31 protein-coding genes are annotated in these 25,592 nt (G+C 42.4%); 1 reads left to right on the forward strand and 30 read right to left on the reverse strand.

Annotated features, from left to right (window positions below; all coding sequences use genetic code 11):
• Positions 1-12: 12 nt before the first annotated feature.
• From FC26_RS05535 to FC26_RS05550, 4 genes are read right to left on the reverse strand one after another with little or no spacing between them, the layout of a single operon-like run.
• Complete coding sequence (locus FC26_RS05535) at positions 13-1,242, reverse strand: glycosyltransferase family 2 protein (RefSeq protein ID WP_057778570.1); 1,230 nt, start codon at positions 1,240-1,242, stop codon at positions 13-15.
• Between the two features lie 36 nt (positions 1,243-1,278).
• On the reverse strand, positions 1,279-2,838 hold the full coding sequence (locus FC26_RS05540) for a hypothetical protein (protein WP_057778572.1): 1,560 nt from the start codon (positions 2,836-2,838) through the stop codon (positions 1,279-1,281).
• Positions 2,831-4,318, reverse strand: coding sequence for a glycan biosynthesis hexose transferase WsfD (gene wsfD / locus FC26_RS05545; protein ID WP_235809477.1), 1,488 nt, complete (start codon positions 4,316-4,318; stop codon positions 2,831-2,833). Before wsfD ends, FC26_RS05540 begins: the two co-directional genes overlap by 8 nt.
• Positions 4,319-4,329: 11 nt before the next feature.
• Positions 4,330-5,451 (reverse strand): hypothetical protein, encoded by a 1,122-nt coding sequence (locus FC26_RS05550; RefSeq protein ID WP_057778576.1) that lies wholly within the window; start codon positions 5,449-5,451, stop codon positions 4,330-4,332.
• Between the two features lie 135 nt (positions 5,452-5,586).
• On the opposite strand from FC26_RS05550, the gene wecB reads away from it, so the two are divergent.
• The gene (gene wecB / locus FC26_RS05555; protein ID WP_057778579.1) at positions 5,587-6,726 is read left to right on the forward strand and encodes a non-hydrolyzing UDP-N-acetylglucosamine 2-epimerase; all 1,140 of its coding nucleotides are present in this window, start codon (positions 5,587-5,589) and stop codon (positions 6,724-6,726) included.
• Between the two features lie 54 nt (positions 6,727-6,780).
• Here wecB and FC26_RS05560 read toward each other — a convergent pair whose 3' ends face one another.
• The 26 genes from FC26_RS05560 to rplE form a co-directional block, all read right to left on the reverse strand.
• Positions 6,781-8,628: a hypothetical protein gene (locus FC26_RS05560; protein WP_057778581.1), complete on the reverse strand. Its 1,848-nt coding sequence runs from the start codon at positions 8,626-8,628 to the stop codon at positions 6,781-6,783.
• Positions 8,629-8,648: 20 nt separating this feature from the next.
• Positions 8,649-10,625, reverse strand: a complete 1,977-nt coding sequence (locus FC26_RS05565) for a glycosyltransferase family 2 protein (RefSeq protein WP_057778583.1) — start codon at positions 10,623-10,625, stop codon at positions 8,649-8,651.
• Entirely contained in the window at positions 10,612-11,703 is a 1,092-nt protein-coding gene (locus FC26_RS05570) for a bifunctional glycosyltransferase family 2/GtrA family protein (protein WP_057778585.1), read from the reverse strand. The genes FC26_RS05565 and FC26_RS05570 overlap by 14 nt, the downstream gene beginning before the upstream one ends.
• A gap of 194 nt (positions 11,704-11,897) precedes the next feature.
• The gene (locus FC26_RS05575; RefSeq protein WP_057778588.1) at positions 11,898-12,968 is read right to left on the reverse strand and encodes a hypothetical protein; all 1,071 of its coding nucleotides are present in this window, start codon (positions 12,966-12,968) and stop codon (positions 11,898-11,900) included.
• Between the two features lie 134 nt (positions 12,969-13,102).
• Complete coding sequence (gene rpsI, locus FC26_RS05580) at positions 13,103-13,495, reverse strand: 30S ribosomal protein S9 (RefSeq protein ID WP_057778590.1); 393 nt, start codon at positions 13,493-13,495, stop codon at positions 13,103-13,105.
• A 13-nt stretch (positions 13,496-13,508) separates the two neighbouring features.
• A complete protein-coding gene (gene rplM, locus FC26_RS05585; protein WP_057778592.1) occupies positions 13,509-13,952 on the reverse strand; it encodes a 50S ribosomal protein L13 in 444 nt (147 codons plus the stop codon).
• A gap of 118 nt (positions 13,953-14,070) precedes the next feature.
• Complete coding sequence (truA, locus tag FC26_RS05590; RefSeq protein ID WP_057778594.1) at positions 14,071-14,826, reverse strand: tRNA pseudouridine(38-40) synthase TruA; 756 nt, start codon at positions 14,824-14,826, stop codon at positions 14,071-14,073.
• A 14-nt stretch (positions 14,827-14,840) separates the two neighbouring features.
• A complete protein-coding gene (locus FC26_RS05595; RefSeq protein WP_057778596.1) occupies positions 14,841-15,644 on the reverse strand; it encodes an energy-coupling factor transporter transmembrane component T family protein in 804 nt (267 codons plus the stop codon).
• Positions 15,644-16,510: an energy-coupling factor ABC transporter ATP-binding protein gene (locus FC26_RS05600; RefSeq protein WP_420835221.1), complete on the reverse strand. Its 867-nt coding sequence runs from the start codon at positions 16,508-16,510 to the stop codon at positions 15,644-15,646. The genes FC26_RS05595 and FC26_RS05600 overlap by 1 nt, the downstream gene beginning before the upstream one ends.
• Positions 16,483-17,322 (reverse strand): energy-coupling factor transporter ATPase, encoded by an 840-nt coding sequence (locus FC26_RS05605; protein WP_057778600.1) that lies wholly within the window; start codon positions 17,320-17,322, stop codon positions 16,483-16,485. Before FC26_RS05605 ends, FC26_RS05600 begins: the two co-directional genes overlap by 28 nt.
• A gap of 208 nt (positions 17,323-17,530) precedes the next feature.
• Positions 17,531-17,911, reverse strand: a complete 381-nt coding sequence (gene rplQ, locus FC26_RS05610) for a 50S ribosomal protein L17 (protein ID WP_057778602.1) — start codon at positions 17,909-17,911, stop codon at positions 17,531-17,533.
• A 27-nt stretch (positions 17,912-17,938) separates the two neighbouring features.
• Positions 17,939-18,883: a DNA-directed RNA polymerase subunit alpha gene (locus FC26_RS05615; protein WP_057778603.1), complete on the reverse strand. Its 945-nt coding sequence runs from the start codon at positions 18,881-18,883 to the stop codon at positions 17,939-17,941.
• 87 nt (positions 18,884-18,970) lie between these two features.
• A complete protein-coding gene (gene rpsK / locus FC26_RS05620; RefSeq protein ID WP_057778605.1) occupies positions 18,971-19,360 on the reverse strand; it encodes a 30S ribosomal protein S11 in 390 nt (129 codons plus the stop codon).
• A 22-nt stretch (positions 19,361-19,382) separates the two neighbouring features.
• The gene (rpsM, locus tag FC26_RS05625) at positions 19,383-19,748 is read right to left on the reverse strand and encodes a 30S ribosomal protein S13 (protein ID WP_057778606.1); all 366 of its coding nucleotides are present in this window, start codon (positions 19,746-19,748) and stop codon (positions 19,383-19,385) included.
• 31 nt (positions 19,749-19,779) lie between these two features.
• Entirely contained in the window at positions 19,780-19,899 is a 120-nt protein-coding gene (gene rpmJ, locus FC26_RS05630) for a 50S ribosomal protein L36 (protein WP_010621648.1), read from the reverse strand.
• 40 nt (positions 19,900-19,939) lie between these two features.
• Entirely contained in the window at positions 19,940-20,158 is a 219-nt protein-coding gene (gene infA / locus FC26_RS05635) for a translation initiation factor IF-1 (protein ID WP_010621647.1), read from the reverse strand.
• 139 nt (positions 20,159-20,297) lie between these two features.
• Entirely contained in the window at positions 20,298-20,948 is a 651-nt protein-coding gene (locus FC26_RS05640) for an adenylate kinase (protein ID WP_338045557.1), read from the reverse strand.
• 23 nt (positions 20,949-20,971) lie between these two features.
• On the reverse strand, positions 20,972-22,270 hold the full coding sequence (secY, locus tag FC26_RS05645) for a preprotein translocase subunit SecY (RefSeq protein WP_057778610.1): 1,299 nt from the start codon (positions 22,268-22,270) through the stop codon (positions 20,972-20,974).
• Positions 22,270-22,704: a 50S ribosomal protein L15 gene (gene rplO / locus FC26_RS05650; protein WP_057778612.1), complete on the reverse strand. Its 435-nt coding sequence runs from the start codon at positions 22,702-22,704 to the stop codon at positions 22,270-22,272. The genes secY and rplO overlap by 1 nt, the downstream gene beginning before the upstream one ends.
• Positions 22,705-22,735: 31 nt before the next feature.
• The gene (gene rpmD / locus FC26_RS05655; RefSeq protein ID WP_057778614.1) at positions 22,736-22,918 is read right to left on the reverse strand and encodes a 50S ribosomal protein L30; all 183 of its coding nucleotides are present in this window, start codon (positions 22,916-22,918) and stop codon (positions 22,736-22,738) included.
• Between the two features lie 12 nt (positions 22,919-22,930).
• Entirely contained in the window at positions 22,931-23,434 is a 504-nt protein-coding gene (gene rpsE / locus FC26_RS05660; protein ID WP_057778616.1) for a 30S ribosomal protein S5, read from the reverse strand.
• Positions 23,435-23,456: 22 nt separating this feature from the next.
• Complete coding sequence (gene rplR, locus FC26_RS05665; RefSeq protein WP_157061076.1) at positions 23,457-23,810, reverse strand: 50S ribosomal protein L18; 354 nt, start codon at positions 23,808-23,810, stop codon at positions 23,457-23,459.
• Between the two features lie 34 nt (positions 23,811-23,844).
• Positions 23,845-24,381, reverse strand: a complete 537-nt coding sequence (rplF, locus tag FC26_RS05670) for a 50S ribosomal protein L6 (protein ID WP_057778620.1) — start codon at positions 24,379-24,381, stop codon at positions 23,845-23,847.
• A 29-nt stretch (positions 24,382-24,410) separates the two neighbouring features.
• Positions 24,411-24,809: a 30S ribosomal protein S8 gene (rpsH, locus tag FC26_RS05675; protein ID WP_057778622.1), complete on the reverse strand. Its 399-nt coding sequence runs from the start codon at positions 24,807-24,809 to the stop codon at positions 24,411-24,413.
• A 30-nt stretch (positions 24,810-24,839) separates the two neighbouring features.
• Entirely contained in the window at positions 24,840-25,025 is a 186-nt protein-coding gene (locus tag FC26_RS05680; protein WP_057778624.1) for a type Z 30S ribosomal protein S14, read from the reverse strand.
• Between the two features lie 18 nt (positions 25,026-25,043).
• The gene (gene rplE, locus FC26_RS05685) at positions 25,044-25,586 is read right to left on the reverse strand and encodes a 50S ribosomal protein L5 (RefSeq protein WP_057778625.1); all 543 of its coding nucleotides are present in this window, start codon (positions 25,584-25,586) and stop codon (positions 25,044-25,046) included.
• Between the last annotated feature and the right edge of the window lie 6 nt (positions 25,587-25,592).

Consider the following 25,592-nt stretch of genomic DNA (forward strand, 5'->3'; position numbering starts at 1 on the left):
AGCCACCAAGCCCTACTGATAACGTTTCGTCTTATACCATTTTGCCTGCTTATGAAATACTTGTTCACGAATATACCCCACCATTCCGTATGCGGCTACTGCCAGCCACATTTGACTATAAACCAAATACATAAACACAATAATTAATAAGTTGCTAGCGGTCAGTTCACCCTTTTCCGTCGTAATCGTCGTGAACGTACTGATGACAAACATCAAAATTGCAAAAAGCCATAATGCGTTACTGAATCCCTGCAAATCTGAATGTGCGATCCCCGCAACGGATAATACAAACACTGTATCCGACAAAATCAGCGAGAGCATCAGTAAAAAGTAGACCGATAGATAATACAAAATATCGAAACGAATCGGTCGGCCCTTTTTTTGAAACAACCGTTTCACGTTTTTGATAATGACGTAGATGTTACCTTTCACCCACCGAGTCCGCTGATGAAACCAGACATCCAACGTCTGCGGTTCCTGTTCCCAAGTTACGGCTCGTGGTTGAAAGAAGATTCGGTATCCCATTTGGTAGACCCGAAAACTAATTTCCGTATCTTCGGCGAGTGCCTTAACATCCCAGCCGCCTACCTTTTCTAACACGTTCCTCCGAATAACATAGTTCGTCCCAGGAATCGTACATAGGTGAAATAGATGTTGACGACCGGCCTGCGCCATCCATTGGAAGGACAACGTTTCAATATTGATAAACCGGGTAAGCAGACTGGCATTTTTATTACGGGTTCGAAACTTGCCAATCACCGCGGCTAAGCGATCATCAGATAACAACTGTGCGACCAGGATTCTTAACGCCCCATGTTCAGGTGTGTTATCGGCGTCATAGATTGAAATGATACTACCGCGCGCGTGGGTCAATCCAATATTTAAGGCATTGGACTTACCTTTGCCACCATTGGTTTTGTCCGTGTTGATAACTTTGAGTCGCTTTTCAGAAAACTCGGCTTGCAGCTCAGCTAATAATTCCGCGGAATTATCACTAGAATTATCATTAATCACAATAATCTCATAACGATCATGCGGATAATCAAAACTCAGTAGCGATAGCACCGTCTTTACAATCACAATTCCCTCGTTATGAGCCGGTACCATGATCGATACAAACGGCGGTCGCTTAGGCAACTGCGGAGTCGGTTGTTTAACCTGCTTTAAGTACCAAGTGTAGCCAGCAATTGTAAGCACTAAATTAACAATTAAAATCCCCCAAATGGAAATAATCGCCACCATCAAAAAAAAGTCTAATGTAGTAATACTCCTCACATCCTAACGTTTAAACATATTGCGATAAATTCGTCGACCAATCAAAATGAAAATCAATAACACGATGAATACAATGCCGAAGAAGACACCAATAATTTGGCCCTGTGTCTTAAAGAATGATTTGAAGAGCACCTTAGTCTTCGGTTGTACCGATTCCTTTGTATGTGCTTGATCACTCATCGTAATCGGTTCTTCGCTACCGTTTACATAGTACTTACCCTGCCGATAATTAACTGTCGTGGTGCCGGACTTAATCTCAGTCGAAGTCTTTGATTGTGCGAAGTTAAACCACTGAAATCCGAGTCCACTAATTTCACGTTCCACGATGTGGATTTTCTTCATACTCGATGGCACCAGGACTGTAACGGCTGTCGGAACGTTAAATTTAATTTGGGATTGATTCTGAATAGTTGTCAAAGATGCAGCCGATACGGCCATGAAACTTTGGTTAGCAACCTGACTTTTATTATCCTGCTTCAAGTACGTGACGTCGGTGTTCGGTAATAATAGCCAGTGGTTGGCTTTGGCGAGTGAATTTCGTCGTAATACTTGATCCTGATTCCAGTACCCCGGTGCACTAATCCCCACTGGATAAACTTGATACCGTGAAAAACTGACGAGATAGCTCGTAAACATCTCACTTAACCTTTGTCCATCACTTTGCGTCGCACCACCAATCACGGGTGCTTGTACAAAGATCACGCCGTTACGTTTCTCGATTCGGCGTAAAAACGCCGTAAATTGGGCAAATGCCTGTAAATCAGTGTTATCTGCTACCGTCGTGGTACTGATTGCAAATGGGATCTTTCGCTTATAGCAGTACTCACTAAGCTGGTCCAGAACCTTCAAATTTGCGTATGGCGAGACATCCGTAAACGTTAATAACGGTTGATACTGTTGAGTTTGACCAAACAATTGTGTAATCGTTTGTTCAGCAACCAATAAACTTAGTCCCCGTGTCTTCAAATACGGCAAGTAAGCATTCTTACCAACAATCACACCATAGTCATATGTCTTTTGGTCCGTTTGCTGTGACGTTAACTGGCCAACCTTGATCGCGTTGACAGGCAGCTGATCGAGTACTTCCAAATGATCACTAAAGGGTAGCAGTTGTTGATCATTCCCATTTTTGAGGATCAATTGTTGTTCATTTAAAACTTTGATCTTCCCTTGTAAATCCTTAGCTTCCGTTCCTGTTAAACAATCGCCGATGTGCAATTTAATTCCCGTAAAGTGTGCTCGGTCCGTTTCGAATTGCGTATTTTTTAATCCGGCCTGACGCCAATTCACCATCGTAATCACCCCGGTGTAGGTGGCATTCAGTTCACCAGCATGGTAGTTTGACGCTTTGACCGTCTTAACGGATAAATTCATCGACGTTAAAATTCGTTGCAGCACATCAATTTTCTTCTCGCCGTGTGCAACCGTATTTTTTGAGTCATAGACAAGTAACACCCGGTTCGTCTCTGCCGCCGCTACCGGTACTGGCTTGATTACCGTTATGATCGAGAAAACGAGTAAGCCCAGCAGTACCATCATTGACCATCGCCATTTTTTAATCATGTTGTTCACCCTCCCTCTTCGTATGCCAGAGAGTGTGGTTTAAAATGTCAGAAATAAAGAGAATGAATACAAGATCTAGACTCAAAGGGGCCATAAATAAATGTTTGGCTAAATCCGCATCACCATCCCCGATGACCGAAATGATCGGTACAAAAACGACCACCGTCATACATCCTAAAACGAGGCAAAAGCGGAGAATTCCTTGATACCGATGTTGCCGAAAGTCTACGTACGCTCCCACCGCATAGACGGTAATGAAGCCCACTACTAGTAAGCAAATAAAAGCGAACTTGCCTGGGAAAAAGGCCCCGACATACGAGCTATACAACACAAAATATTTAGTTTGCGCCCCAGCGCGATGGCCGGCGCCACGGGTGTAATCGCCAACCGCCTTTACCTGAGTAACCATCATATCCTTGGCCGCTAAATCCATTAAATTCATAAACTGCCGTTGATTTTTTAAATAATATTTTGTAATCCAAACAATATTCATTTTGGATAATAATCTTTTTTGAACTAATTTTCCGGTTGGTTTGACTGCATCAAATTGCTTAGCGTAGTAGTTTTGTGATCGCATAAGCGCAAATTCCTCATCCAATCCCTGCTGCTTAATTTTCTTACTTGGATCCTGTGTTTCCACCAGCACCCCATGTGTAAACGATTGAAACATATTGATATTATTAAAATCTGAATTAATGGCCAGATAGGTCAGCACTCCAGAAGCTAAGATACCAGCAATTCCGATTGCTACCATAATTTTTTGAACCTTCACATGTGATAAAAAGAATAGACCGATGGCGATAACAGTGTAACTCAATGCAAGTGGTGCATTTTGTTGTTTACTGGTAATCATTAAAATAGTACTGACAAAAAACAGTAGCAGTGCTGGCCACCGTCTTTTGTAGCATTTCTTTACCAATAACATAATGGCCGCAAATGCATACATTGTGGCAATCAACATTTCGGATTCTCCAAAAAAGGAGTTGAAATACAATGTGAAAGATGAATCCGCAAAAATGACAACGACTAGTACCGCAATCACGTAACTACTGATTTTCCGGAATGGATACGTCAACGATTTTGCGAGCAAATACACCGCACCCAAGAAAAAAACGTAGTACACCGCGCCCATAAAACGCAAGTCGAACACCGATCTACTATAAAATAACTTATTTAACAACAAGGCAAAACGAACAAATAATGACTGTGATGACATCACAACCGTATTATTTTCATTAAAATATTTAAAAATTCCAAATTTAGTGATCACGTAGTCTAAAAACTGACTATGTGATGACGGTAATCGATAAATTCCATTACTTAAAATTGCCCGGTAAAAATCCCCATTGTCGGCCAATCCGTGAATCGGTGGTACGAATAGTAAAATACCGCTAATAATCGCCGCCAATACTAACGCAACGGTTGCTGGTGATACGTATCTAGTTACTAAACGCCCTTTATTTTTAATCCAATTATTCAAGCCAACCATCCTTAATATAATGAAGCTAAAAGTGCAACCAGGTTGTTAAACGAATAAGCATCCTTAGTCTGCATATCTCCCAACGCCCCATAAATTATTGAATCTTTATCAGTCACTTGTGATTGCAAAACAAGCGCCATCGCCCGTTGGTAATTCTGCCTATCATTCTCGTTGGCAAAGATCATTGCTGCCAGAGCATAATTAGCCGCAGACTGTCCTCGATCGACAATGACCCCCGTCACCGAGTAACCGTTACTTAAATCATGCTGTTTCACCCGTTGTTTCAGCCATGTTAAAGTATGCGAATTTAATTGATGAACCTCGGAAAGATGTAACATTGTTTCCAAATTCTCGGACATATTTAAGTTGGCAGTACTATATTTCTTAGTCTTCCAATCATAGCTAGCACTATACAGTGGGAACGCATCACCCAGATAACCGTTTTTGACAAGCTTCAGTTGCCGTGCGTAGGCAACTTTGTCACTAGCCGTTGTTTTTTCAAAATAGTGCAGCGTTAATAGGTCGTAGTAGGCCAGTGAACTCGTTGTACTTTTTTGATGAGTGTGGCTGTCGTAAAAATCACTGACTTGACCACCACTAATCACATTACGTTTCAGCAAGGCAAACCGCTTAGCTGCCTCATACCGATAACGATGACTATGTGTTAATTGTGCATACAACTGTAATGATCTAATAATTCGTAGATCATCCAAAGTGGCATTCACGTGGTATTGCTTACCATTAGCATGGTCAACACGATAGCTGAATTGTTCGCCCTGATCAAATTGCTTTTTTGTTAGTCGGTAAAACTCTCGAAACTGGCGGTATTGATGGGTTTGGGCTAAATACTCTAACCACAATCCTGAAGACTCAGACAACATTTCGTGACCCGTTGCCACATTCTTTTGATGCGCAACCTTTCGAAAGTTCGTATAGATACCACCTTGATGGACCATTTTATGCGCGACAAAATGATCCAACCGCTTTTGTTGCGCTTTGAAAAATGGCGATTGTTGGTGCGTCACAATCTGCCTCATATTTCCCTTTGGCATGGTGACTTGTGCTCTCTTCTGACAACCCACGAGGCTCATCATAACCACCATTATCACTAATAGTAACCCGCTTTTTTTCATACTAATCTATCCATTAAAATATCTGCTCCCAACGTATACGTATCTACTATTGACTGTATTATACTTTAATTACCATATCAAGAAGTTAAGGTAAGTTACTGCCTTAATCTGTAATTATGAGGAAGGAATTTAGTCATGAAAAAACTAAAAGTAATGTCAATCTTCGGGACACGTCCCGAGGCCATCAAAATGGCCCCCGTTATCCAGCAAATCGAACGTGAACCAACACTCGAAAATGTGATTGTTGTCTCCGCCCAGCATCGAGAAATGTTAGACCAAGTTTTACACATTTTCAAGATCCAACCGGATTTCGATCTTAATATTATGAAGCAAGGTCAAACATTAACCGATATCACCGTTAATGTACTCACCGAGATGAACAGCGTCTTCGAACAAGTTCGCCCAGATATCGTCTTAGTCCATGGTGATACCTCGACCACCTTCGCGGCGAGCTTGAGCGCTTTCTATCATCAAATTCCGGTGGGACACGTGGAAGCTGGATTACGGACGTGGAATAAACAATCACCATTTCCCGAAGAACTTAACCGCCAAGTTACTGATGACATTGCCGATCTATACTTCGCACCCACAAAACTCAGTGCAGCGAACTTACGCAAAGAAAACCATGCTGCCGAACATATTTTTATTACCGGTAATACGGCGATCGATGCCCTCAAGGAAACCGTCTCAAAGGACTATCACCATGATGTTTTATCTCAAATTAATCCTCAGCACCGGATCATTCTCGTCACAATGCATCGTCGTGAAAACCAAGGAGCCCCGATGGCCCGCACCTTCCAGGCAATTCGCGATGTTGTTGACCAAAATGATGACGTCGAAATTATTTTCCCCGTTCATCTCAATCCCCGTGTTCAACAAACTGCTGATCAGATTTTAGGTGATGATCCTAAAATTCACCTCATCGATCCACTAGATGTCGTTGATTTTCACAATTTAGCGGCCCGTAGTTACTTTATTATGACCGATTCAGGCGGTGTTCAAGAAGAGGCACCTTCCCTTGGAAAGCCAGTCTTAGTTCTGCGTGACACAACAGAACGGCCTGAAGGTATCGAAGCCGGCACCCTTAAACTGGTGGGAACTGATCCACAAATAATTACGCAAACCATGCAAGCGCTCCTAACTGATGATCATCTCTATCAAGCCATGGCAACTGCCAAAAATCCGTACGGCGATGGATTTGCTGCACAACACATTATTGCGGCGATTAAGTATCACTTCAAGATCACCGCTACTTTACCACCATTATTTGAATAATTAAAAATAGGACTGTATAACTCACACAAAAGATAAGTTATACAGTCCTTTAATTTAAATATGGTTTACTTTCACTAATTTATGCTTGGTCACCCGATATAGGCCCGTCTTAAAGTGCTGATGATAAACCTTGTTCGTCATCACTGTAAACGTCCGATGCCACTCGGGAATCGCAATATAATCATACTGCTGCGTCACTGCTTTAAATTCTTTGGCGCTCATCATGAAATTTTCCTGTCCTGTTACCTGATCAGAAAAGAAATAGTAGCGTCCAACATAGCCAGCATAGTAATCCCCAACATCATTAGCATGGGGATCCACCAGTAAGATTTTAGTATGATTGTACTGCTTACTTTGTCGTGCAATTTTTCGCATCTGTACCGGTAACTCATTATTCCCAATCGAATTATTATATTCAATACCGTTAATCTCGGAAAACATTAAAATAATCGAAAAAATCATTAACACAAACGTTGCAATCTGATACATATTTTTCGTAAAAATCGAGCTAAAGGATCTTATACTCCGTTTCTCGATTCGTTGTTCGTATAAACAATCATCCATCGTGACTAAAAGTACCATAGCTCCGAGTAACAGACTCAAAATAACAATGCTCGACATATATCGTTCTAACCCATCCAACAAGATGGCTTCTGCGTACGGCATTGAGACAACGTACATCGCAAATAAACTAATATAATATGCAATAAAAGTAATATCCAATACAATCAAAGTGGTCAGCAACTGGTTTTTATGATGTAGCCACCATCTCACCACTAACCAGCCAACCAGTAATCCGACATTGATAAGAATCACACCACGGGGTGATAGCGACCCAAAATTTAAAATATGATCAACAAAGTGTTTGCCGATCTTAAAAATGACGGTGTGATCCTCCCCCGACAGCTGTTTAGAGTAGGCTTGCGTACTAATTTGGTGTTTTGACACTCCTGAAAACGTCTGGTGCACATGTTGTTGCCACCACATAAATGGCAGTACCCCAACGCCAACCCCCAGTCCCGTCGCAAGTATTGCCCGGGGAATACGCCAACGCCATTTTTGCTGGCCATACTTCAAAATACAGTACAAATAATAGAACGCAATCATCGCAACGAAGAACCCACCTGAATTTTTAACGAGCAGGAGCGCGTTGACAAACAACATTACATGGCCGAATTGGAGCCAGGGGTGCTCACGATACGCATAGACACCGGCAATTGCGGCGGCAGTTAGCACGGGTAACACATAATCGACCAGCAGATTATTCATGCGAATTGCAATATTAAATACGTTGGTAATTGTAATGACAAAGCACAACGTAAATGACATTAATCCACGAGTGCGATCTCGCACAACGGCAAAAGTCGCATATAGGCATGCCCAAATCAGAATAAACTGACCCAGTAACATCGTGCCATCGCTAAATCCAACCCACTTAACTAAGTTAGTCATCATTAATGCCATTTCCGGCGGATAGGACGTAAACGAAATAAGTGGATCGCTTGCCGTTGGGAGATGCCCCTCGAAGGTTAAAAACTTCACGATTAACGCCCAATGTGAGTAGTTATCATAATGGATCAGGGGACTCGCATAAAGCACCTTCCCTAGGAGTAATCCTAGCAAGATCATCCACACATCAAAGTAATGCAGTTCTTCAAACCGTACTCGGCCAATGTTAAACATTAGTAAAATCATCCGGATAATAAATAAACTACATCCCAGAAAGGCTACTAATTGAATTCCTAAATTAAGCTGGTTGAACATTGCCATAACATACAGTATCAGAACTTGGAGCAACATTGCCGAAATCCATGAAAGGTAACGGAGTACGCCAAATGACCGCAGTGTGCCGACAAAGCCAACTAACGAAACGAGATAAATCAAAAGTCCAATTATTGACACGTTGTTTTCCTCCCGGTCGTTTAATTACGCGTAGTAAAAATACTAAGTTTACGCTGCAGTTGCTTAAGTCGTAACGTAAAATTCATATTCAATTCATCAAACGGGGTGATCCAAGAATCCTGTTCTTTCGGCAACATGCCACTTTCTCCATCATAGACAAGATGTAAAAAGTAGTTACGATCCTTGAAGCTCGTGGTGGTCACCACCGCCCCCAAATTCGTCTGCTCCCGATCCTTTGTTTGCCGGACTATCGTGCCACTAAACTGAACCTTGGTTTGATCGCGGTGCCAAAGAACCCCCGTAAAATGGGTTTGCACCGCAAGCTCAATACGTGGATCAACAGTCACAAACGAAAGGCCAGTTTCGGAAATATCATTAGTCCGAATGGGGATCGATTGTGCTTGTCCATCGATGCTTATCTCGCCATTAAATTTGCGAACGAAGCGTTCATTTTGGCGATAAATTGTTCTCCCCAGCGAAATGAAGAGGCAAAAGCTGAGATTAATGAAGTGCATCAGTAACCAAAACGTGATGACACTCCCGACAATGATTTCAGATCCCCACTTACCGTAGTTAAATTTTATAATGGCAACAAGCGTGGTCAGCCACATTAACAGATACGGCAAAATATACAGAAGATCCCGCTTGGTAGCCTTGCTATTTTTATTAGTCACCTTAAACTTCTTGGCTTTAATCCGTAGAGTTTGCAATAACACCGGTAAAAAGAGGTACGGTGCAAAAAAAGTTTCCTGCACTTCTCCCCAACGTTCATTTCGAATTTTGCTGGACGCATCCCCCAAAACCACGTGAAGGAGAAAATACCCGGGGGCCCAGACGATCATCAAAATCCAGAAGTTAGCATACACAACTTGGAATTTAAAAAGCGCATATAAAATCGGAGCCGCAATATAAATCAGCCGGCGTAAAAAGGACCACCAGTACAAATAAGTATTGATGAGCACAATTCGGTTTAAAAATGGAATCCGTGGATTCGTAAAAATATGAATATTGCGGCAACTTTGAATAACGCCTCGCGCCCACCGTGTCCGCTGTTTGACAACTCCCTTAATATCCACCGGTGTAATACCACTGGATTGAGGGTTAGCAGTTGCCAAGCTCGCGTACCCGGCAATGTTGATTTTGGCCCCTAACTCAAAATCTTCCGTCAGGGTATCCGTTGGAAACCAACCAACTTCTTTAACTGCCTGCCGTAAAAACATTGCATTCGATCCCGTAAATAACGCAATTTTATTGTAGCCATTTAAAACATTGACGTCGCGCGAGAAGAAATCCTGTTCATTAGCCACAATTTTTTCTGAAAACAAATTAAATTGAAAGATATCAGCATTGTAAAAACTCTGGGGTGTCTGAACAAACCCCAATGGCTGTGTATTTGAATCAACGGATTGTTGGCGTAAATTGTCGACAAATAAGGGAACCGTATCGGCCAGAAAACCGGAAAATGGAATCATATCTGCATCAAAAATTGCAAATAACGGTGCATGCAATTGCGCTAAGGCATGGTTAATATTTCCCGATTTCGCCTTCTTGTTGCCGGTCATTCCAATATAATCAACATGATATTGACGTGCTAATCGGGCCACTTCTGGTCGATTACCATCATCACATAAGACAATATGAACGCGGGCCTTATCTGGGTAATCGATAAACGTCGCGGCGTTAACCGTTTTTTTTAGCAAAGCAACATCTTCATTGTGCGTCACAATCAGGATGTCGACATCTGGTAGCGGCTGTGACAGATCATATTCGGGGATGGTAATTGTTTGCCGATGTCGATCTTCCATCAAGCGTAAAATAATCAGCACATAAGCCGTCAAATTCGACACGATTTCACTAATCACCAAGGCTAACGCAAAAATTAGGACGCCAATATGGGTATGCCATGGAATGGTAAACAACACGCGCCAAAGTAAATACAGTACTGAAAGAACAATGGCAAAAATGTACATCACTTTTCGTTTTCTACTTAATCCCATGAGGTCCCTCTCCGCAGAAAATCAGCCGCTTTTGAATTTGATAACTCACTAAAAAGAGACCGAAATCTACAATCATTTTCGCAGCCGTTGAAATCAGGCCACTATTAACAACGACCATCAGTATCTGGGTTAATCCGTGCGTTAAATAACCCGAAACAATCATTTGAACACACATCAATGCAAAATATTTAACTAACGTTGCGTGCCCTTCATTATTGAAGACGAGTTTATGGTTGATCATATAGTTGGCGATGGAAGAAAGTAGGCGCGCGATTACGGTCGCCCCCATAATGCTATCCAGTGAGTAGCTCTTCGTCAGCCACACAATCAATGTGTATAACACAATATCAATTAGAAACGACGCTGCCCCACTCAGTGCAAACTTAACGAACCGCAGGTAAATCGACAGTGAATCTCGAATAACCCGAAAATGAGAGGCCCGATTACTGTCAATATAGATCGTTTGAATTGGTTGCTCAAGCACAGCAACATCTTTTTTTCTGGTTTGTAGTAGCATTTCAAATTCAAAGGCGTAACGTTCACCGGTAAATGCTAATGCATCACGGGCATAGGTCGCCGGGATAACCCTTAATCCAGTCTGAGTATCCGTAATTTTAAGCCCTGTTAGTTTTCTGACAAGCGATTCCGTTAGCTGATTACCAAACCGACTGCGCCAAGGAATATCAGTTGGAAATGTCCGAACCCCCAGGATAAGGCTCTGTGGCTGGCGCTGAAACAAGGCAATACATCGATTAACATCCGCAACCGTGTGTTGCCCGTCCGAATCCATCGTTGCAATCCCCACTATATCGTCCTGTTCAAGGAGATATCGGAACCCCGTTTTAAGTGCCTCACCCTTTCCGCGATTATACTGATGATGTAATACCTTCACTCGTGACCCAAACTGGCCTAAAATTTCATTAAAAATTGTTTGTGACTCGCTACCATCGTCAACAACCACAATCGGTGTCTTACCTGTCTCACTATGTACTAATTCTGTAATAATCTCAATCAAATGTTGATCTGGATCAAGCGCCGGAATTAAAATTGCGACGGTCCTTGGTGTTGTCTTTTGCATACGATCTCCTCCGATTAAGTACTCACTGTGCGTTTTCTTCAACGCAATTTGGTCGTCTCGCCGAACCCCGTATATACGATTATACAATAGTCGGGGGGCAAAAAACGCCTCTGACCACACAAAGTTAAAGTTCACAGTAAAAATTGGATTTAGATCGACCCAAAAACCGCCAACACCTAATCGTGTTGACGGTCCTAAAACTTAATCTCATAACAAAAGTCGGTTTTCTTATAATAATCCAACTCAATAAAGTCGGTTGGTTTCACATTTCCGGCTGGCTTTGTAAAATATGCCAACCCGTTACTCTCTAACATTCGATAAACAAACTGTGAGCAAAACATAATATTCGGTCGCAGCGAGCGTTTAACCACTAATCCCACAATGTTGTAGGCACTCCCATCGTGATTAATTTGCTCGATCTGGTCAATCATATGTTTCTTTTGTTCGCGGGTAACCGGCAAACGATACACCAGTACCGACGCATCATCTTTCTTATGAAAGGCTTCCACTATTTCCGGATTGAGTCCCGGTGGATACACATTATTCCCACCGTTGTAACTAATAATTGTCTTTAATTCGCGGTCAAAGCTCAGTGAAGTGTGATTGTACTGCTTTTGCGTAAACAACGAAATAATTTCGCTGGCATCACTGCCAGTGTTTGAGATGACGATATAGATGTATGGATCTGTCAACGCATCCTTCGCGGCATCAAAATAAGCATCTGTCAACGTCCCGTTATTAACGTATCTAATCGAACTATGACGCTTCATATCAATAAAAATTGTTTTCAATTTATCAATTGCTAACGTTTTTCGGACATGTTCGGCCTCTTCCATCGAATGATGGATTGCTTCCCGGTTATGTTTAAGTTGCTCAAAACTTAAAGCGGTGAGTTCACTGATAGACGGCAAGTACGAGTCGGCATCCTTATGAATAATCACAATCCGTTCAACTGCCAATGGCAACAAGATCATTACCGTAGAAAAAAGACGACTAACAAACAATGTTCCCCAAAAGAAATGATGACCAAACGTCACCTGAGCACAAAATAAAATTTCAAGAATTAAAACCATTGTGTACGTGCTCATCAACGTCAATTTAATTTGAAATTTAAACTGACTTAACCACGCCCGAAAGATCATGACCATGGCAGTATACGCGTAGGTCAAAATAAAAATCGGTAACGTTCCAAAGAATAAGATCCCAGCCAGTAAAAAACACTCTACGGTGTTCATCAGTCGGCGATCTGCAATTAAATCACGCATGTTAAACTCATTTCTATTTAATTTTTCGCACCGATCCATCGTACACTAAACTGCGCAATGACGCAAATTAGTTTTAGGTAAAAAAAAACACTTTGCATTTCTGCAAAGTGCCTCTCGTAAACGAGAATATAAGATTAACGTTTTGAGAATTGTGAAGCTTTACGAGCCTTTTTAAGACCTGGCTTCTTACGTTCCTTCATACGAGCGTCACGAGTCAAGAGACCGGCACGCTTCAAAGGTCCGCGGAAATCTGGGTCAACGTTGAGCAATGCACGGGCGATACCGTGACGAGTTGCGCCAGCTTGACCAGAGAAACCACCACCACGAACGTTAACTAAAACGTCGTAGTTTCCTTTTGTTTCTGTAGCGTCGAATGGTTGTAATACCACTTCACGCAAGTTAGCAAATGGGATATATTCAGTAATATCCTTGCCGTTCATAGTAATTTTACCTGTACCGGGTACTAAACGTACACGTGCAGTTGAGTTCTTACGACGACCTGTGCCGCTATATTGTACTTGAGCCAATTCAGTTTCCTCCCTAAATTAAGTTTGTAATGTCTAATACTTCTGGTTTTTGGGCTTCATGCTTGTGATTTGCATCAGCATAAACATGCAACTTCAATCCTTGCTTACGACCAAGGGTGTTATGAGGAAGCATTCCCTTAACAGACGTTTCGATCAGCTTTTCAGGGTTATTGGCACGTAAATCACCGGCAGTCTTTTGCTTCAAACCACCTGGATGGTTTGAGTGGTGATAATAAATCTTACCACTAGCCTTGTTACCAGTTAATTTAACCTGTGTTGCGTTAATCACAATCACATTGTCACCCGTATCCACATTAGGGGTGTATGTTGGCTTGTTCTTACCGCGCAGGATCGAAGCAACAACTGTTGATAAACGACCAAGTGCAATATCAGTGGCATCAACGATGTACCATTTTTGTTCAACTTCACCTGGTTTAGCTAAGTATGTCGATTTCAATGTAAAATCCTCCAATTTCTTGTCTTCTTCAACTAATTAATAAGCTTCCGGGGCTATTAAGCGGTTAAAGAATACCAATGATTAGTCTACTTTATTTTTAGTGATTCGTCAATGATTTTTAGTCATTATAACTGACATCAACTAGATATAATCCAGCTGCTGGTGCCGTTCCGCGAGCTTGGTTTCGATCCTTAGCAGCCAAGACCCGTGGAATATCATCAATGGGACGTTGGTTACTACCAATTTCCAATAACAATGCGACCATGATCCGTACCTGGTTATACAAAAAGCCATTACCGGAAAACTCGAATAGAATTTCTTGATCATGCTCATCTCGCCAAACCCGCGCATCGAAAATAGTCCGTACCTTGCTCTTCGTTTGGCTACCAGCAGCGACAAAGCTAGTAAAATCATGCTCACCAACTAAATCTTGGCATGCTTGCTGCATCCGTGCAACATCAAGTGGGTATTTAAAATGCGCGGTATAATTTCGCTTGAACGGATCCACAAATTCTCCCTGCGATACACGGTAGCGGTATCGCTTATGATGGGCATTATACCGGGCATGAAATTCAGAACTGACTTGCTGCGCATCCTTAACTAAAATATCAAGCGGTAAAATACTATTCAGCGCCCGCCGTAACGAGTCTCCCGGAATATCAAACGGTAGATCAAAATGGGCCACCTGCGCTAGCGCATGAACCCCAGCATCTGTGCGTCCAGACCCGTATACGCCCAATGGTGGCGTCGGTTTTTTAGCAATTTTATTGACCGCAATTTGCAGTGTTTGCTCAACGGTTCGTTCATGCGGTTGAACTTGAAATCCCGCAAAATTAGTTCCGTCATACGCAAACGTAATTTTATAACGATACATACGTGTTTAAACTCCTATGCTAAATATCTTAATTCAAATAAAATCAGCGTAACGCCCAGCATGACGACGCACGCCACGGTATCCGCACGATGCCAGTGTAGTAGTCGATATTTGCTGCGTCCCTCACCACCACTGTAGCCACGTGCTTCCATTGCCGTTGCGAGGTCCTCAGCCCGGTTAAAGGCACTAATAAAAAGCGGAATTAGAATCGGTATCAATGATCGAACCCGCTTGATTAGGCTCCCGGTACCAAAATTAACTCCTCTGGCACGTTGCGCATTCATAATTTTTTGACTCTCATCCATTAAGGTTGGAACAAATCGTAAGGCGATCGACAGCATTAACGCCAGTTCGTATACGGGGACCTTCAGCTTGGCCAGTGGCTTAAGGAGTGCCTCAACCGCATCGGCAATCATTAATGGTTGCGTGGTCAATGTCAGCACCGTGGACATACAAATAATCAATAGAAATCGACAAAAAATATAAACACCGTTAACTAGACCAAATTGCGTCACCGATAAAATTCCCCACGCCCAGTACACATGTCCACCACTACTAAAAAAGATTTGGAGGATTACCGTAAACAAAATAATCCAAACGAGTGGGCGGATACCGTCCCAGAAAAATTTTAGTGGTACTTTAGTTGATAAGATCACCCCTAAGGTAAAGGCCGCCAACCAAGCATAAGTCTGCCAACTATTAGCCATGAAGATGATCACAATAAAGTACAGGCTTAACACAAGTTTAGCCCGGGGATCAAGACGATGAATAAGTGAATTAGTCGGGACAAACCGACCAAATAAGACCTTTGAAAACATTATTGCGTCCTACTTTCTAGTTGTCGCTTAATCTGCACTGCAAGCTGCTCAAGCGTCAATGGATACGGATTGAATGTGAACCCGCCCCGTTCCAATTCGTGCGCCATTTGCGTCGTTTTGGGCACCGTTAAGTGATTATCCTTTAACCACTGCGGATTGGCAAAGATTTGGGCCGGTTCCGCAACCTTCACCAGCTGGCCACCATTCATCACTGCAATTTGGTCGGCATACTGGGCCGCATCTTCCATCTGGTGAGTCACCAAAATAACTGTCACGTGTTGATCCACGTGCAATCGCTCGAATAACTGCATCGTTTCCCGCTGTCCGCGTGGATCCAAACCAGCTGTGGGTTCATCTAAGATCAGTATTGACGGTTTCATCGCGAGCACGCCCGCAATTGCAACCCGCCGCATCTGACCACCGGAGAGTTCAAATGGTGAACGCTCCGCCAGGTCAGCATCGAGCCCGACAAGCTGCATCGCTTCACGAGCTAGTGCAAAGGCTTCTTCTTCGGATTTCCCAAAGTTCTGTGGTCCGAACGCAATATCTTTAAGAACCGTTTCTTCGAATAATTGAGCTTCTGGAAACTGGAAAACAATCCCAATTTGGCTTCTAATTCGGCCCAATTGGGCATTGCTACTGGTAGCACTTATCACATTCTCATCCACACGAATCGATCCGCTAGTCGGAAGCAGTAACCCATCTAACAACTGAATAATTGTTGATTTGCCACTCCCCGTGTGACCGACAATCGCCGTATACGAATTTTCAGGAATCTCGAGATTAATATGATCTAAGGCCTTAACCGCAAACGGAGTATTAGGTTGGTATGTAAATGCTACTTGCTTGAATTCAATTTTTGGCAAAGCCATTTCACCACCTGATCATTAGTCATATACTGCTGCGGCACGTCAATATGTAACAAGTTTAATTGATTCAACAAACGCTCAGCATACGGTAATTCCAGTCCGCGGTCAACTAAATCTGTGCCGTTAGTCAACACCTGCTCAGGTGTCCCAGCGGCAACTAATTCACCGTCATCAATGAGTAAGATTCGATCAGCAAATGCTGTTTCATCAATATCATGGGTGATTGTCAGGACTGTAAAATCATATGTCTGCTTAAGTTCACGCATCAGCTGCATAATTTCTTGTCGCCCTTCAGGATCTAGCATACTTGTCGCTTCATCAAGAATGACAATCTCTGGACGCATGGCGATCACTCCGGCAAGTGCCACCCGCTGCTTTTGACCACCTGATAGTCCAGCAGGTTCACGATCGGCAAAAGCTTCCATGTGAACAAGATGTAAAGCTTCATCAACTTTAGCAACCATTTCATCATGTGAAACGTGTCGATTTTCAAGGCCAAATGCTACATCATCTGCAACCGTCGCTCCCACAAATTGGTTATCTGGATTTTGAAAGACAAATCCGATTTTCTCCCTAATTTTCCAAACCGTATCCTCCGCGAGCGCAGTGCCATCAATTTCAATGGCGCCACTAGTTAACTTAAGTAGGCCATCAATTGCTTTGGCCATTGTACTTTTACCACTACCATTGTGACCAACAATTGAAACCCACTCCCCGCGTTCAACGTCAAACGTGATATTTTTCAGCACCAGGTGCTCATCATCAGAATAGGAATAAACGGCATCCTGGACCGTGATCATTTTATGCATTTACGCCACTCCAAAGTTATTTTAAACTCCAATCATCATACCATTCAACGATACCAAAAACACAAAAAAAGCGCAAAAAAAATCACTTACAACTGAGGCGCTCGGGTTTTACCCCGCATTCAAGCTAGACTAGGATTTCTCCACCATCATAACGCTCTATACCATCAATCATAGTGATTCTTTATTACGCTTTATTATTTAGATGTTGTTAGACGAATTCAAGGACAACCATCTGTGCAGCATCGCCGCGACGAGGCATTGTCTTCAAAATACGAGTATATCCACCATTACGATCAGCATACTTAGGTGCTAATTCTTCAAACAAGTTTTGAAGAGCAGATTGTACACGTACATCGTCGCCGTCTTCTTTAACATCCGCAACAACATTACGAAGAAATGATGCAGCTTGGCGACGGGCATGTAAATCACCGCGCTTGCCAAGAGTAATCATTTGGTCAGCAGTCTTGCGAACTTCTTTAGCGCGAGCTTCAGTAGTTTCAATACGACCATTAACAATCAAGTTAGTAGTTAAATCGCGTAATAAAGCTTTACGTTGTGAGCTTGTGCGTCCTAATTTACGGTAACTCATGAACAGGTTTCCTCCTTTGTGAGAGTGTTAGTCTTCTTGACGAAGTGACAATCCTAAATCGGCTAGTTTAACCTTAACCTCTTCGAGTGACTTACGACCAAGGTTACGAACCTTCATCATGTCGGCTTCCGAACGGTCGGTTAACTCTTGAACGGTATTAATTCCGGCGCGCTTGAGGCAATTGTATGAACGAACTGAAAGGTCCAATTCTTCAATTGTCATTTCTAACATTTTTTCTTTATGAGTCTCTTCTTTTTCGACCATAATTTCAGCATTCTTAGCAGTGTCGGTTAAATCAACAAACATTGCTAAATGCTCTGTCAGAATTTTGGCAGCTAAACTAATTGACTCACTTGGCGTGATTGATCCATCAGACCAAACATCCAAAGTCAACTTGTCGTAATCATTACGTTGCCCTACACGTGCGTTTTCAACCGTATAGTTCACGCGTTCGATCGGGGTATAGATGGAATCAATCGGTAAAACACCAATTGGAAGATCATCCATACGTGCTTTGTTATCATCAGCTGAAACGTAGCCACGACCAGTGTTAGCAGTCATCTGGATATGCAACTCAGCACCATCAGCAACTGTTGCGATATGCAGTTCTGGATTTAGAACCTCAACATCACCGTCAGCTTCGATGTCACCAGCAGTCACAGCAGCAGGCCCCTTAACATCAATTTCCAAAGTCTTGTCTTCCTCAGAGTCGATCTTAAGAGAAATTTGCTTCATGTTTAGAATGATTTGAGTAACGTCTTCAGTGACACCCTCAACCGTTGAAAACTCATGCAAAACACCATCAATTTGGATACTTGTGATGGCTGCTCCAGGAAGAGACGCCAGTAAAATCCGACGCAACGAATTACCAAGCGTTGTTCCATAACCGCGCTCGAGTGGTTCTACGACAAACTTGCCATAGTTATTACTTTCATCAACTTTGTGAATGTTAGGTTTCTCAAATTCGATCATTCTTATCTTTTACCCCTTTCAAAACGTGGTTCGCTATTAATATAAAATACATTAATATGAAGAAAACTCCACGAAAATGTAGCTGAATTAAACACGACGACGCTTTGGAGGACGAGAACCATTATGTGGCACTGGTGTCACATCACGAATTGCGCTCACTTCAAGACCAGTAGTTTGAAGTGCACGGATAGCAGCTTCACGACCGGAACCTGGACCCTTAACAGCAACTTCGACAGTCTTCATACCGTGTTCCATTGATGCCTTGGCAGCAGCTTCTGAAGCCATTTGGGCGGCAAATGGAGTAGACTTACGACTACCCTTGAAGCCTAATGAGCCAGCAGATGACCAGGCAACTGCATTACCTTGTAAATCAGTAATCATAACAAGCGTGTTGTTGAATGTTGAATGGATGTGAGCCACACCGGCTTCAATATTCTTTTTGACACGACGCTTACGAGTTCCTTTTTTTGTAGCCAAATTATTACCCTCCTTTATCTAATTATTTTTTTCTTCCTGCAATTGAAACAGCCTTACCCTTACGAGTACGAGCGTTGTTCTTCGTATGTTGACCACGAACTGGTAAACCACGACGATGACGCATACCACGATAAGAACCGATTTCTTGAAGACGCTTGATGTTCAGTGAAGTTTCGCGACGTAAGTCACCTTCAACCTTAAGTTGATCAACTTCAGCACGGATCTTGTCTTCTTGATCAGGTGTTAAATCACGAACACGGACATCTTCTGAGACGCCGGCGTTTGCGAGGATCTTGTGAGCTGTAGTGTCACCGATCCCGAAAATATAAGTTAAGCCGATTACAATTCGTTTGTCACGAGGTAAATCGACACCTGCAAAACGAGCCATTGATTAGTGCACCTCCATTTCAGTTAAAAAATTATTTTCCTTGACGTTGTTTGTGCTTAGGGTTTGCAGAGCAAATCACCATAACACGTCCATTACGTTTGATCACTTTGCAGTGTTCGCACATGGGCTTTACTGATGGTCTTACTTTCATTATGAATATCCTCCTAGAAAGTCATAATCCAATTAGATAACTACTTAAAGCGGAAAGTGATACGACCCTTGGTCAAATCATATGGTGACATTTCGACCTGAACACGATCCCCAGGCAAGATTTTGATGTAGTGCATCCGAATCTTCCCTGAAACATGTGCCAAAATCTCATGACCATTTTCAAGTTCTACTTTAAACATTGCATTCGGTAAAGTTTCGGTAACCTTACCTTCAATTTCGATCACATCGTCTTTTGCCACGAAAGCTTCCTCCTAGTTCCACAAATTCGACGTAAAAATGGCAGACTGAACTAAGCTGCCTTAACTTTTGCCGCTAAACCTAGAGTAGTTTACCACAGGTTTAACGGCAAAGCAAGGTAACAGTTATTATCTTCCCTTTTTACAGGCTTTTCAGAATCTGCTGAACATCTTGATAAACCTTATCGATGTCTTGTTGACCATCAACTGTATGAAGCACATTCTTTGCTTGATAATAATCAACCAACGGTGTGTTCATCTTGATGTTAACATCTAAACGGTTTTTAACCGTTTCAGGTTTATCATCTTCACGTTGATAAAAGTCGTGCGATCCACAAACATCACAGGTGCCCGCAACTTTAGGCATGTGATAAAGTTTGTGATACGTAGCACCGCAGTTGCGGCAGATAAAACGACCAGTTAGTCGTTCCACCAAAACTTCTGGTTCAACGTGAATATTCAAGACGGCGTCTAGCTTACGATCTGAATCGGCGAGCATTTGATCAAGCGCCTCAGCCTGTGCTAAATTCCGCGGAAATCCGTCAAGCATGAACCCAACCTTAGTATCATCTTCAGCTAAACGATCTTTAACGATGCCATTAGTAACTTCATCAGGAACCAATTCACCCTTATCGATATACGCCTTAGCCTTAAGACCCATTTCGGTTTCATTCTTCATTGCGGCACGGAAGATATCACCGGTTGAAATATGCGGAATATGAAATTCCTCAACTATTTTTTGCGCTTGAGTGCCTTTACCGGCACCCGGAAGTCCCATTAAAATGAGATTCATGGTACTCATTTACCAATTCCTCCTTAATCGTGAATAAACCCAATATACTCTCGCTTCATTGTTAACCCATTCAATTGGCGAATTACATCTAACGCAATTTGCACGACAATCAGCAAACTCGTTCCACCTAACCCAATTGATTGGCTTAAGTTCCAAACGTCACTTGCTAACAACGGAATCAACGAGATGAATCCAAGAAAGACGGAACCAACCGTACTTAACCGCATTAATAATCCGGCAACGAACTTTTGTGTCCCCTTTCCAGGCCAAACACCCGGAATATAACTTCCTTGTTTCTGCAAGTTCTCTGACAGTTTTTCAGGATTAACCTGAACAAACGCGTAGAAGAATGTAAACAGAACAATTAACAGGATATACAACGATGTACCAGGGATGGTTTGCATATTAAATATGTTCGTCATTATCTGATACCAACTATCACCACTGTGATTTTGTTGAAAGGCCATCAAGATTGTCTGCGGCGTTGAAACAAATGATCCAGCAAAGATCACGGGAATCACACCAGAAACATTAATCTTTAATGGTAAATAACTACTTTCCGGAGCGCTAGTTGTGCGACGTGTGTATTGAATTGGAAGACGACGCTCAGCTTGTTGTACCCAAGTAACAAAAGTCACAATTATCAAGAGTGCAACGACCACAACGGCGATGAATGCAATACCGATCCAGAGATCGTTTCCTGAAGCTCCAACGATCTGATCTTGCCAAAGTTGCTTAATCCCACTTGGCATTTGAGCAATGATTCCGGCAAAAATCAGCATTGAAACACCATTACCTAACCCACGTTCGGTAATCATATCACCCATCCACGTTGCAAGCATCGTTCCAGCTGTCAGAATCAAACCAATCATCAGATAGGTCTTAATTCCTGGATTATTAACTAATTTCAATGTACTTAAGGCATTAAAGCCAGCCGTAATCCCAATTGACTGAATAAACCCAAGAACAATTGTTAACCAACGGGTCGCTTGATTTAGCTTCCGTCGACCAACGTCCCCCTGCTTACTCCACTCAACAAACTTTGGAACAATATCCATTTGCAACAGTTGAACCACAATTTGGGCTGTGATGTACGGCGAAACCCCCATTGCAAACAATGAGTAGTTCTCTAACCCGCCACCACTAAACGTGTTCAAAATGGATGCCAATCCAGTTGACGCAACTTCCTGAAGGGCCGCTGCGTTAATTCCTGGAACGGTGATATATGCACCAAGTCGGTACACAATCAAGACAAACAAGGTAAACAGAATCTTTTTACGGATTTCTGATACCTTGAGTCCATTTTTGATAGTTGTGAACATTAAATCACCTCAGTTTTACCACCTGCGGCCTCAATTGCTGAAACAGCAGAAGCAGAAAACTTGCTTGCTTTAACTGTCAACTTTTTAGTCAATTGACCGTTACCAAGAATCTTGATACCGCTCTTTTCGTTTTTCACAACACCATTTTCGATTAAGAATGCTGGTGTTACTTCAGTACCATCATCAAATTGGTTTAAAGTTGTCAAATTAACAATTGCGTATTCTTTACGGTTGATGTTAGTAAAGCCACGCTTTGGAATCCGACGATACAATGGCATTTGGCCACCTTCAAAGCCTACACGTGTTTTGCCACGAGCCTTTTGACCTTTTTGTCCACGACCAGATGTCTTACCGTTACCGGATGAAGTACCACGTCCGACACGATTACGAACACCACGTGAGCCTTCAGCTGGTGTTAATTCATGTAACTTCATTTAGGGTTGCACCTCCTTGGTTGATATTTTATTACTTAACTTCTTCAATAGTAACTAAGTGAGCAACCTTAAAGATTGCACCACGAGTTGCTTCATTATCTGGTTTAATCACTGAACTGTTAATCTTACCAAGGCCAAGTGCCTTAACAATAGCACGTTGGGCAGGAAGACGGTGAGCAGCGCTGTGAATTAAAGTGATTTTAACTTGTGCCATGAGACTGTCCTCCTATTTAGATAAGTGTTCGAGTGAAACACCACGTAATGCTGAGACTTCTTCTGCACTCTTCAATGCTTTCAAACCTTCAAAGGTTGCACGAACAACATTGACAGGAGTGTTTGAGCCAAGACGTTTTGAAGTAACATCGGCAACACCGGCAAGTTCCATGACGGAACGAACAGCGCCACCAGCAGCAACTCCAGAACCTTCAACGGCTGGCTTCAGCAAGATACGTCCACCACCATATACACCGATTACTTGGTGTGGCAATGTTGTACCAACGATTGGCACTTCGATCAGGTTCTTTTTAGCAGCTTCAACGGCCTTACGGATTGCTTCTGGGACTTCTTGAGCTTTACCAGTACCAAAACCAACGTGGCCCTTCTTATCACCAACGATAACTAAAGCAGCAAAACGAAGACGACGACCACCCTTAACAACCTTTGTAATCCGGTTGATAGCGACAACGTTATCTTCAAGATCTAATTTTGATGGGTCAATAAATGATGCCATTACGGGTTATTCCTCCTTTTCTCTAGAATTTAAGTCCATTTTCACGTGCAGCTTCAGCTAAAGCTTGTACACGACCATGGTACAAGTAACCGCCACGATCAAAGACAACTTCGCTAACGTTCTTTTCTGAACCGCGCTTAGCAATTAGTTCTCCGACTTTGGTTGCTTGTTCTGTTTTATTTCCACTAACTTCTTTATCAATTGTGGAGGCACTTGCGAGCGTCACACCCGCTACGTCATCAATTAATTGAGCGTAGATGTTTTTATTTGAACGATACACACTTAAGCGTGGGCGCTCCGCAGTACCAGAAATTTTACCACGAACGCGTGCATGACGACGTTGGCGGGTTTGATTCTTGTCTGGTTTCGAAATCACAATTGTCACCTCTTTAAATTTTTTCTAGTTAAGACTACTTACCAGTCTTACCTTCCTTACGACGAACATATTCATCAACGTAACGAATACCTTTACCTTTGTATGGTTCTGGTGAACGTACGGCACGAACTTCAGCGGCAAAATCGCCAACTGCTTGTTTGCTAATTCCGTTGATCTTGATTGTTGTGTTATCAGGAACTTCAAGTGTTAAACCTTCTGGAGTTTCGAACTCAACTGGATGTGAGTAACCAACTGCCAAAATTAACTTAGTTCCCTTTAATTGAACACGGTAACCAACACCGACAAGCTTAAGTGTTTTGCTGAAACCATTTGTAACACCTTCAACCATGTTGTTGAAGTTAGCACGAGTAGTTCCGTGTAAAGCACGGGTCTTGTTGTTGTCGTCAGGACGATCGAATTTAACTTCGTTGCCTTCAACAGTCATTGAAATAACTGGAGAAACTGTCCGTGTCAATGAACCCTTAGGGCCTTTAACTGTAACATCATCACCATCGCGTGAAACTTCAACGCCAGCTGGCAATTCAACTACTTTATAACCAATACGACTCAATATGTGCACCTCCTAACTACTTTAAAATATTACCAAACGTAAGCGAGTACTTCGCCGCCGATTTTCTTTGCACGAGCTTCTTTATCAGTCACAACACCTTGTGATGTTGAGATGATAGCAATACCAAGGCCATTAAGAACCTTTGGAACAGCATCAGCCTTAACGTATGAACGAAGACCTGGCTTCGAGATACGCTTAAGTCCTGAAATAACACGTTCGTTGTCCTTACCATACTTCAAGAACACACGAATGATGCCTTGCTTATCATCATCGATATATTCAACATCGCGAACGAAACCTTCATTTTTCAAGATTTCTGCGATGTCTTTCAAAATTTTTGATGCAGGTACTTCGAGGGAATCGTGACGAACCATGTTGGCGTTACGAATCCGAGTCAAAAAGTCTGCAATTGGATCACTCATAGACATCGATGTTTATCCTCCTTTGTGTCGGTTTGTTTACCAGCTGGCCTTCTTCATGCCAGGAATTTGACCCTTATGTGCGAGTTCGCGTAAGCAAATCCGGCATAGGTGGAACTTTTGATAAACAGAGTGCGGACGTCCACAACGTTCACAACGTGTATATGCTTGTGTTGAATACTTAGCTGGACGCTTGTTTTTAGCAATTTGTGATTTTTTAGCCAAAGCGTGGAACCTCCTTATTTATTTAGCAAATGGCATTCCTAATTGTGCCAATAGTTCACGTGATTCTTCATCAGATTGGGCAGTCGTTACAATAACAATGTCTAATCCACGAACACGGTTAACATTATCGTAATCAATTTCAGGGAAGATTAATTGTTCACGTACACCCAATGTGTAGTTACCACGGCCATCGAAAGCTTTTTTGCTAACACCATGGAAGTCACGAACACGGGGAAGTGAAACATTAATCAACTTATCCAAGAAGTCATACATCCGTTCGCCACGGAGTGTAACCTTGGCACCGATTGACATTCCCTCACGAAGACGGAAGCCAGCGATTGATTTCTTAGCCTTTGTAACTAAAGGCTTTTGACCTGAAATTAATTGAAGTTCTGCAACAGCTTCATCCAAGTTCTTGGCATTTGTGGTGGCATCACCAACACCCATGTTAAGAACGATCTTGTCGACCTTTGGTGCTTGCATTACAGAAGTATAGTTAAACTTTTCGATTAATGAAGGTGTAATTTCATTAACGTACTTTTCCTTTAGACGGTTTACCATGAAATA

It is taken from the genome of Paucilactobacillus vaccinostercus DSM 20634 (assembly GCF_001436295.1).
GTDB lineage: Bacteria > Bacillota > Bacilli > Lactobacillales > Lactobacillaceae > Paucilactobacillus > Paucilactobacillus vaccinostercus.

What these genes read in the sequence shown, in the direction of transcription:
- FC26_RS05570 (WP_057778585.1), bottom strand. Translation starts at nt 11,703, where the DNA reads ATGCAAAAGACAACACCAAGGACCGTCGCAATTTTAATTCCGGCGCTT.
- rplE (WP_057778625.1), bottom strand. Translation starts at nt 25,586, where the DNA reads ATGGTAAACCGTCTAAAGGAAAAGTACGTTAATGAAATTACACCTTCA.
- FC26_RS05575 (WP_057778588.1), bottom strand. Translation starts at nt 12,968, where the DNA reads ATGCGTGATTTAATTGCAGATCGCCGACTGATGAACACCGTAGAGTGT.
- FC26_RS05615 (WP_057778603.1), bottom strand. Translation starts at nt 18,883, where the DNA reads ATGATCGAATTTGAGAAACCTAACATTCACAAAGTTGATGAAAGTAAT.
- secY (WP_057778610.1), bottom strand. Translation starts at nt 22,270, where the DNA reads ATGTTCACAACTATCAAAAATGGACTCAAGGTATCAGAAATCCGTAAA.
- rpsE (WP_057778616.1), bottom strand. Translation starts at nt 23,434, where the DNA reads ATGGCATCATTTATTGACCCATCAAAATTAGATCTTGAAGATAACGTT.
- FC26_RS05540 (WP_057778572.1), bottom strand. Translation starts at nt 2,838, where the DNA reads ATGATTAAAAAATGGCGATGGTCAATGATGGTACTGCTGGGCTTACTC.
- FC26_RS05565 (WP_057778583.1), bottom strand. Translation starts at nt 10,625, where the DNA reads ATGGGATTAAGTAGAAAACGAAAAGTGATGTACATTTTTGCCATTGTT.
- rpsH (WP_057778622.1), bottom strand. Translation starts at nt 24,809, where the DNA reads ATGTCTATGAGTGATCCAATTGCAGACTTTTTGACTCGGATTCGTAAC.
- wecB (WP_057778579.1), top strand. Translation starts at nt 5,587, where the DNA reads ATGAAAAAACTAAAAGTAATGTCAATCTTCGGGACACGTCCCGAGGCC.
- FC26_RS05605 (WP_057778600.1), bottom strand. Translation starts at nt 17,322, where the DNA reads ATGCATAAAATGATCACGGTCCAGGATGCCGTTTATTCCTATTCTGAT.
- FC26_RS05640 (WP_338045557.1), bottom strand. Translation starts at nt 20,948, where the DNA reads ATGAATCTCATTTTAATGGGACTTCCGGGTGCCGGTAAAGGCACTCAA.
- rpmJ (WP_010621648.1), bottom strand. Translation starts at nt 19,899, where the DNA reads ATGAAAGTAAGACCATCAGTAAAGCCCATGTGCGAACACTGCAAAGTG.
- FC26_RS05595 (WP_057778596.1), bottom strand. Translation starts at nt 15,644, where the DNA reads ATGTTTTCAAAGGTCTTATTTGGTCGGTTTGTCCCGACTAATTCACTT.
- rplO (WP_057778612.1), bottom strand. Translation starts at nt 22,704, where the DNA reads ATGAAGTTACATGAATTAACACCAGCTGAAGGCTCACGTGGTGTTCGT.
- FC26_RS05535 (WP_057778570.1), bottom strand. Translation starts at nt 1,242, where the DNA reads ATGGTGGCGATTATTTCCATTTGGGGGATTTTAATTGTTAATTTAGTG.
- rplQ (WP_057778602.1), bottom strand. Translation starts at nt 17,911, where the DNA reads ATGAGTTACCGTAAATTAGGACGCACAAGCTCACAACGTAAAGCTTTA.
- FC26_RS05550 (WP_057778576.1), bottom strand. Translation starts at nt 5,451, where the DNA reads ATGAAAAAAAGCGGGTTACTATTAGTGATAATGGTGGTTATGATGAGC.
- truA (WP_057778594.1), bottom strand. Translation starts at nt 14,826, where the DNA reads ATGTATCGTTATAAAATTACGTTTGCGTATGACGGAACTAATTTTGCG.
- rpmD (WP_057778614.1), bottom strand. Translation starts at nt 22,918, where the DNA reads ATGGCACAAGTTAAAATCACTTTAATTCACAGCGCTGCTCACCGTCTT.
- rpsM (WP_057778606.1), bottom strand. Translation starts at nt 19,748, where the DNA reads ATGGCTCGTTTTGCAGGTGTCGATTTACCTCGTGACAAACGAATTGTA.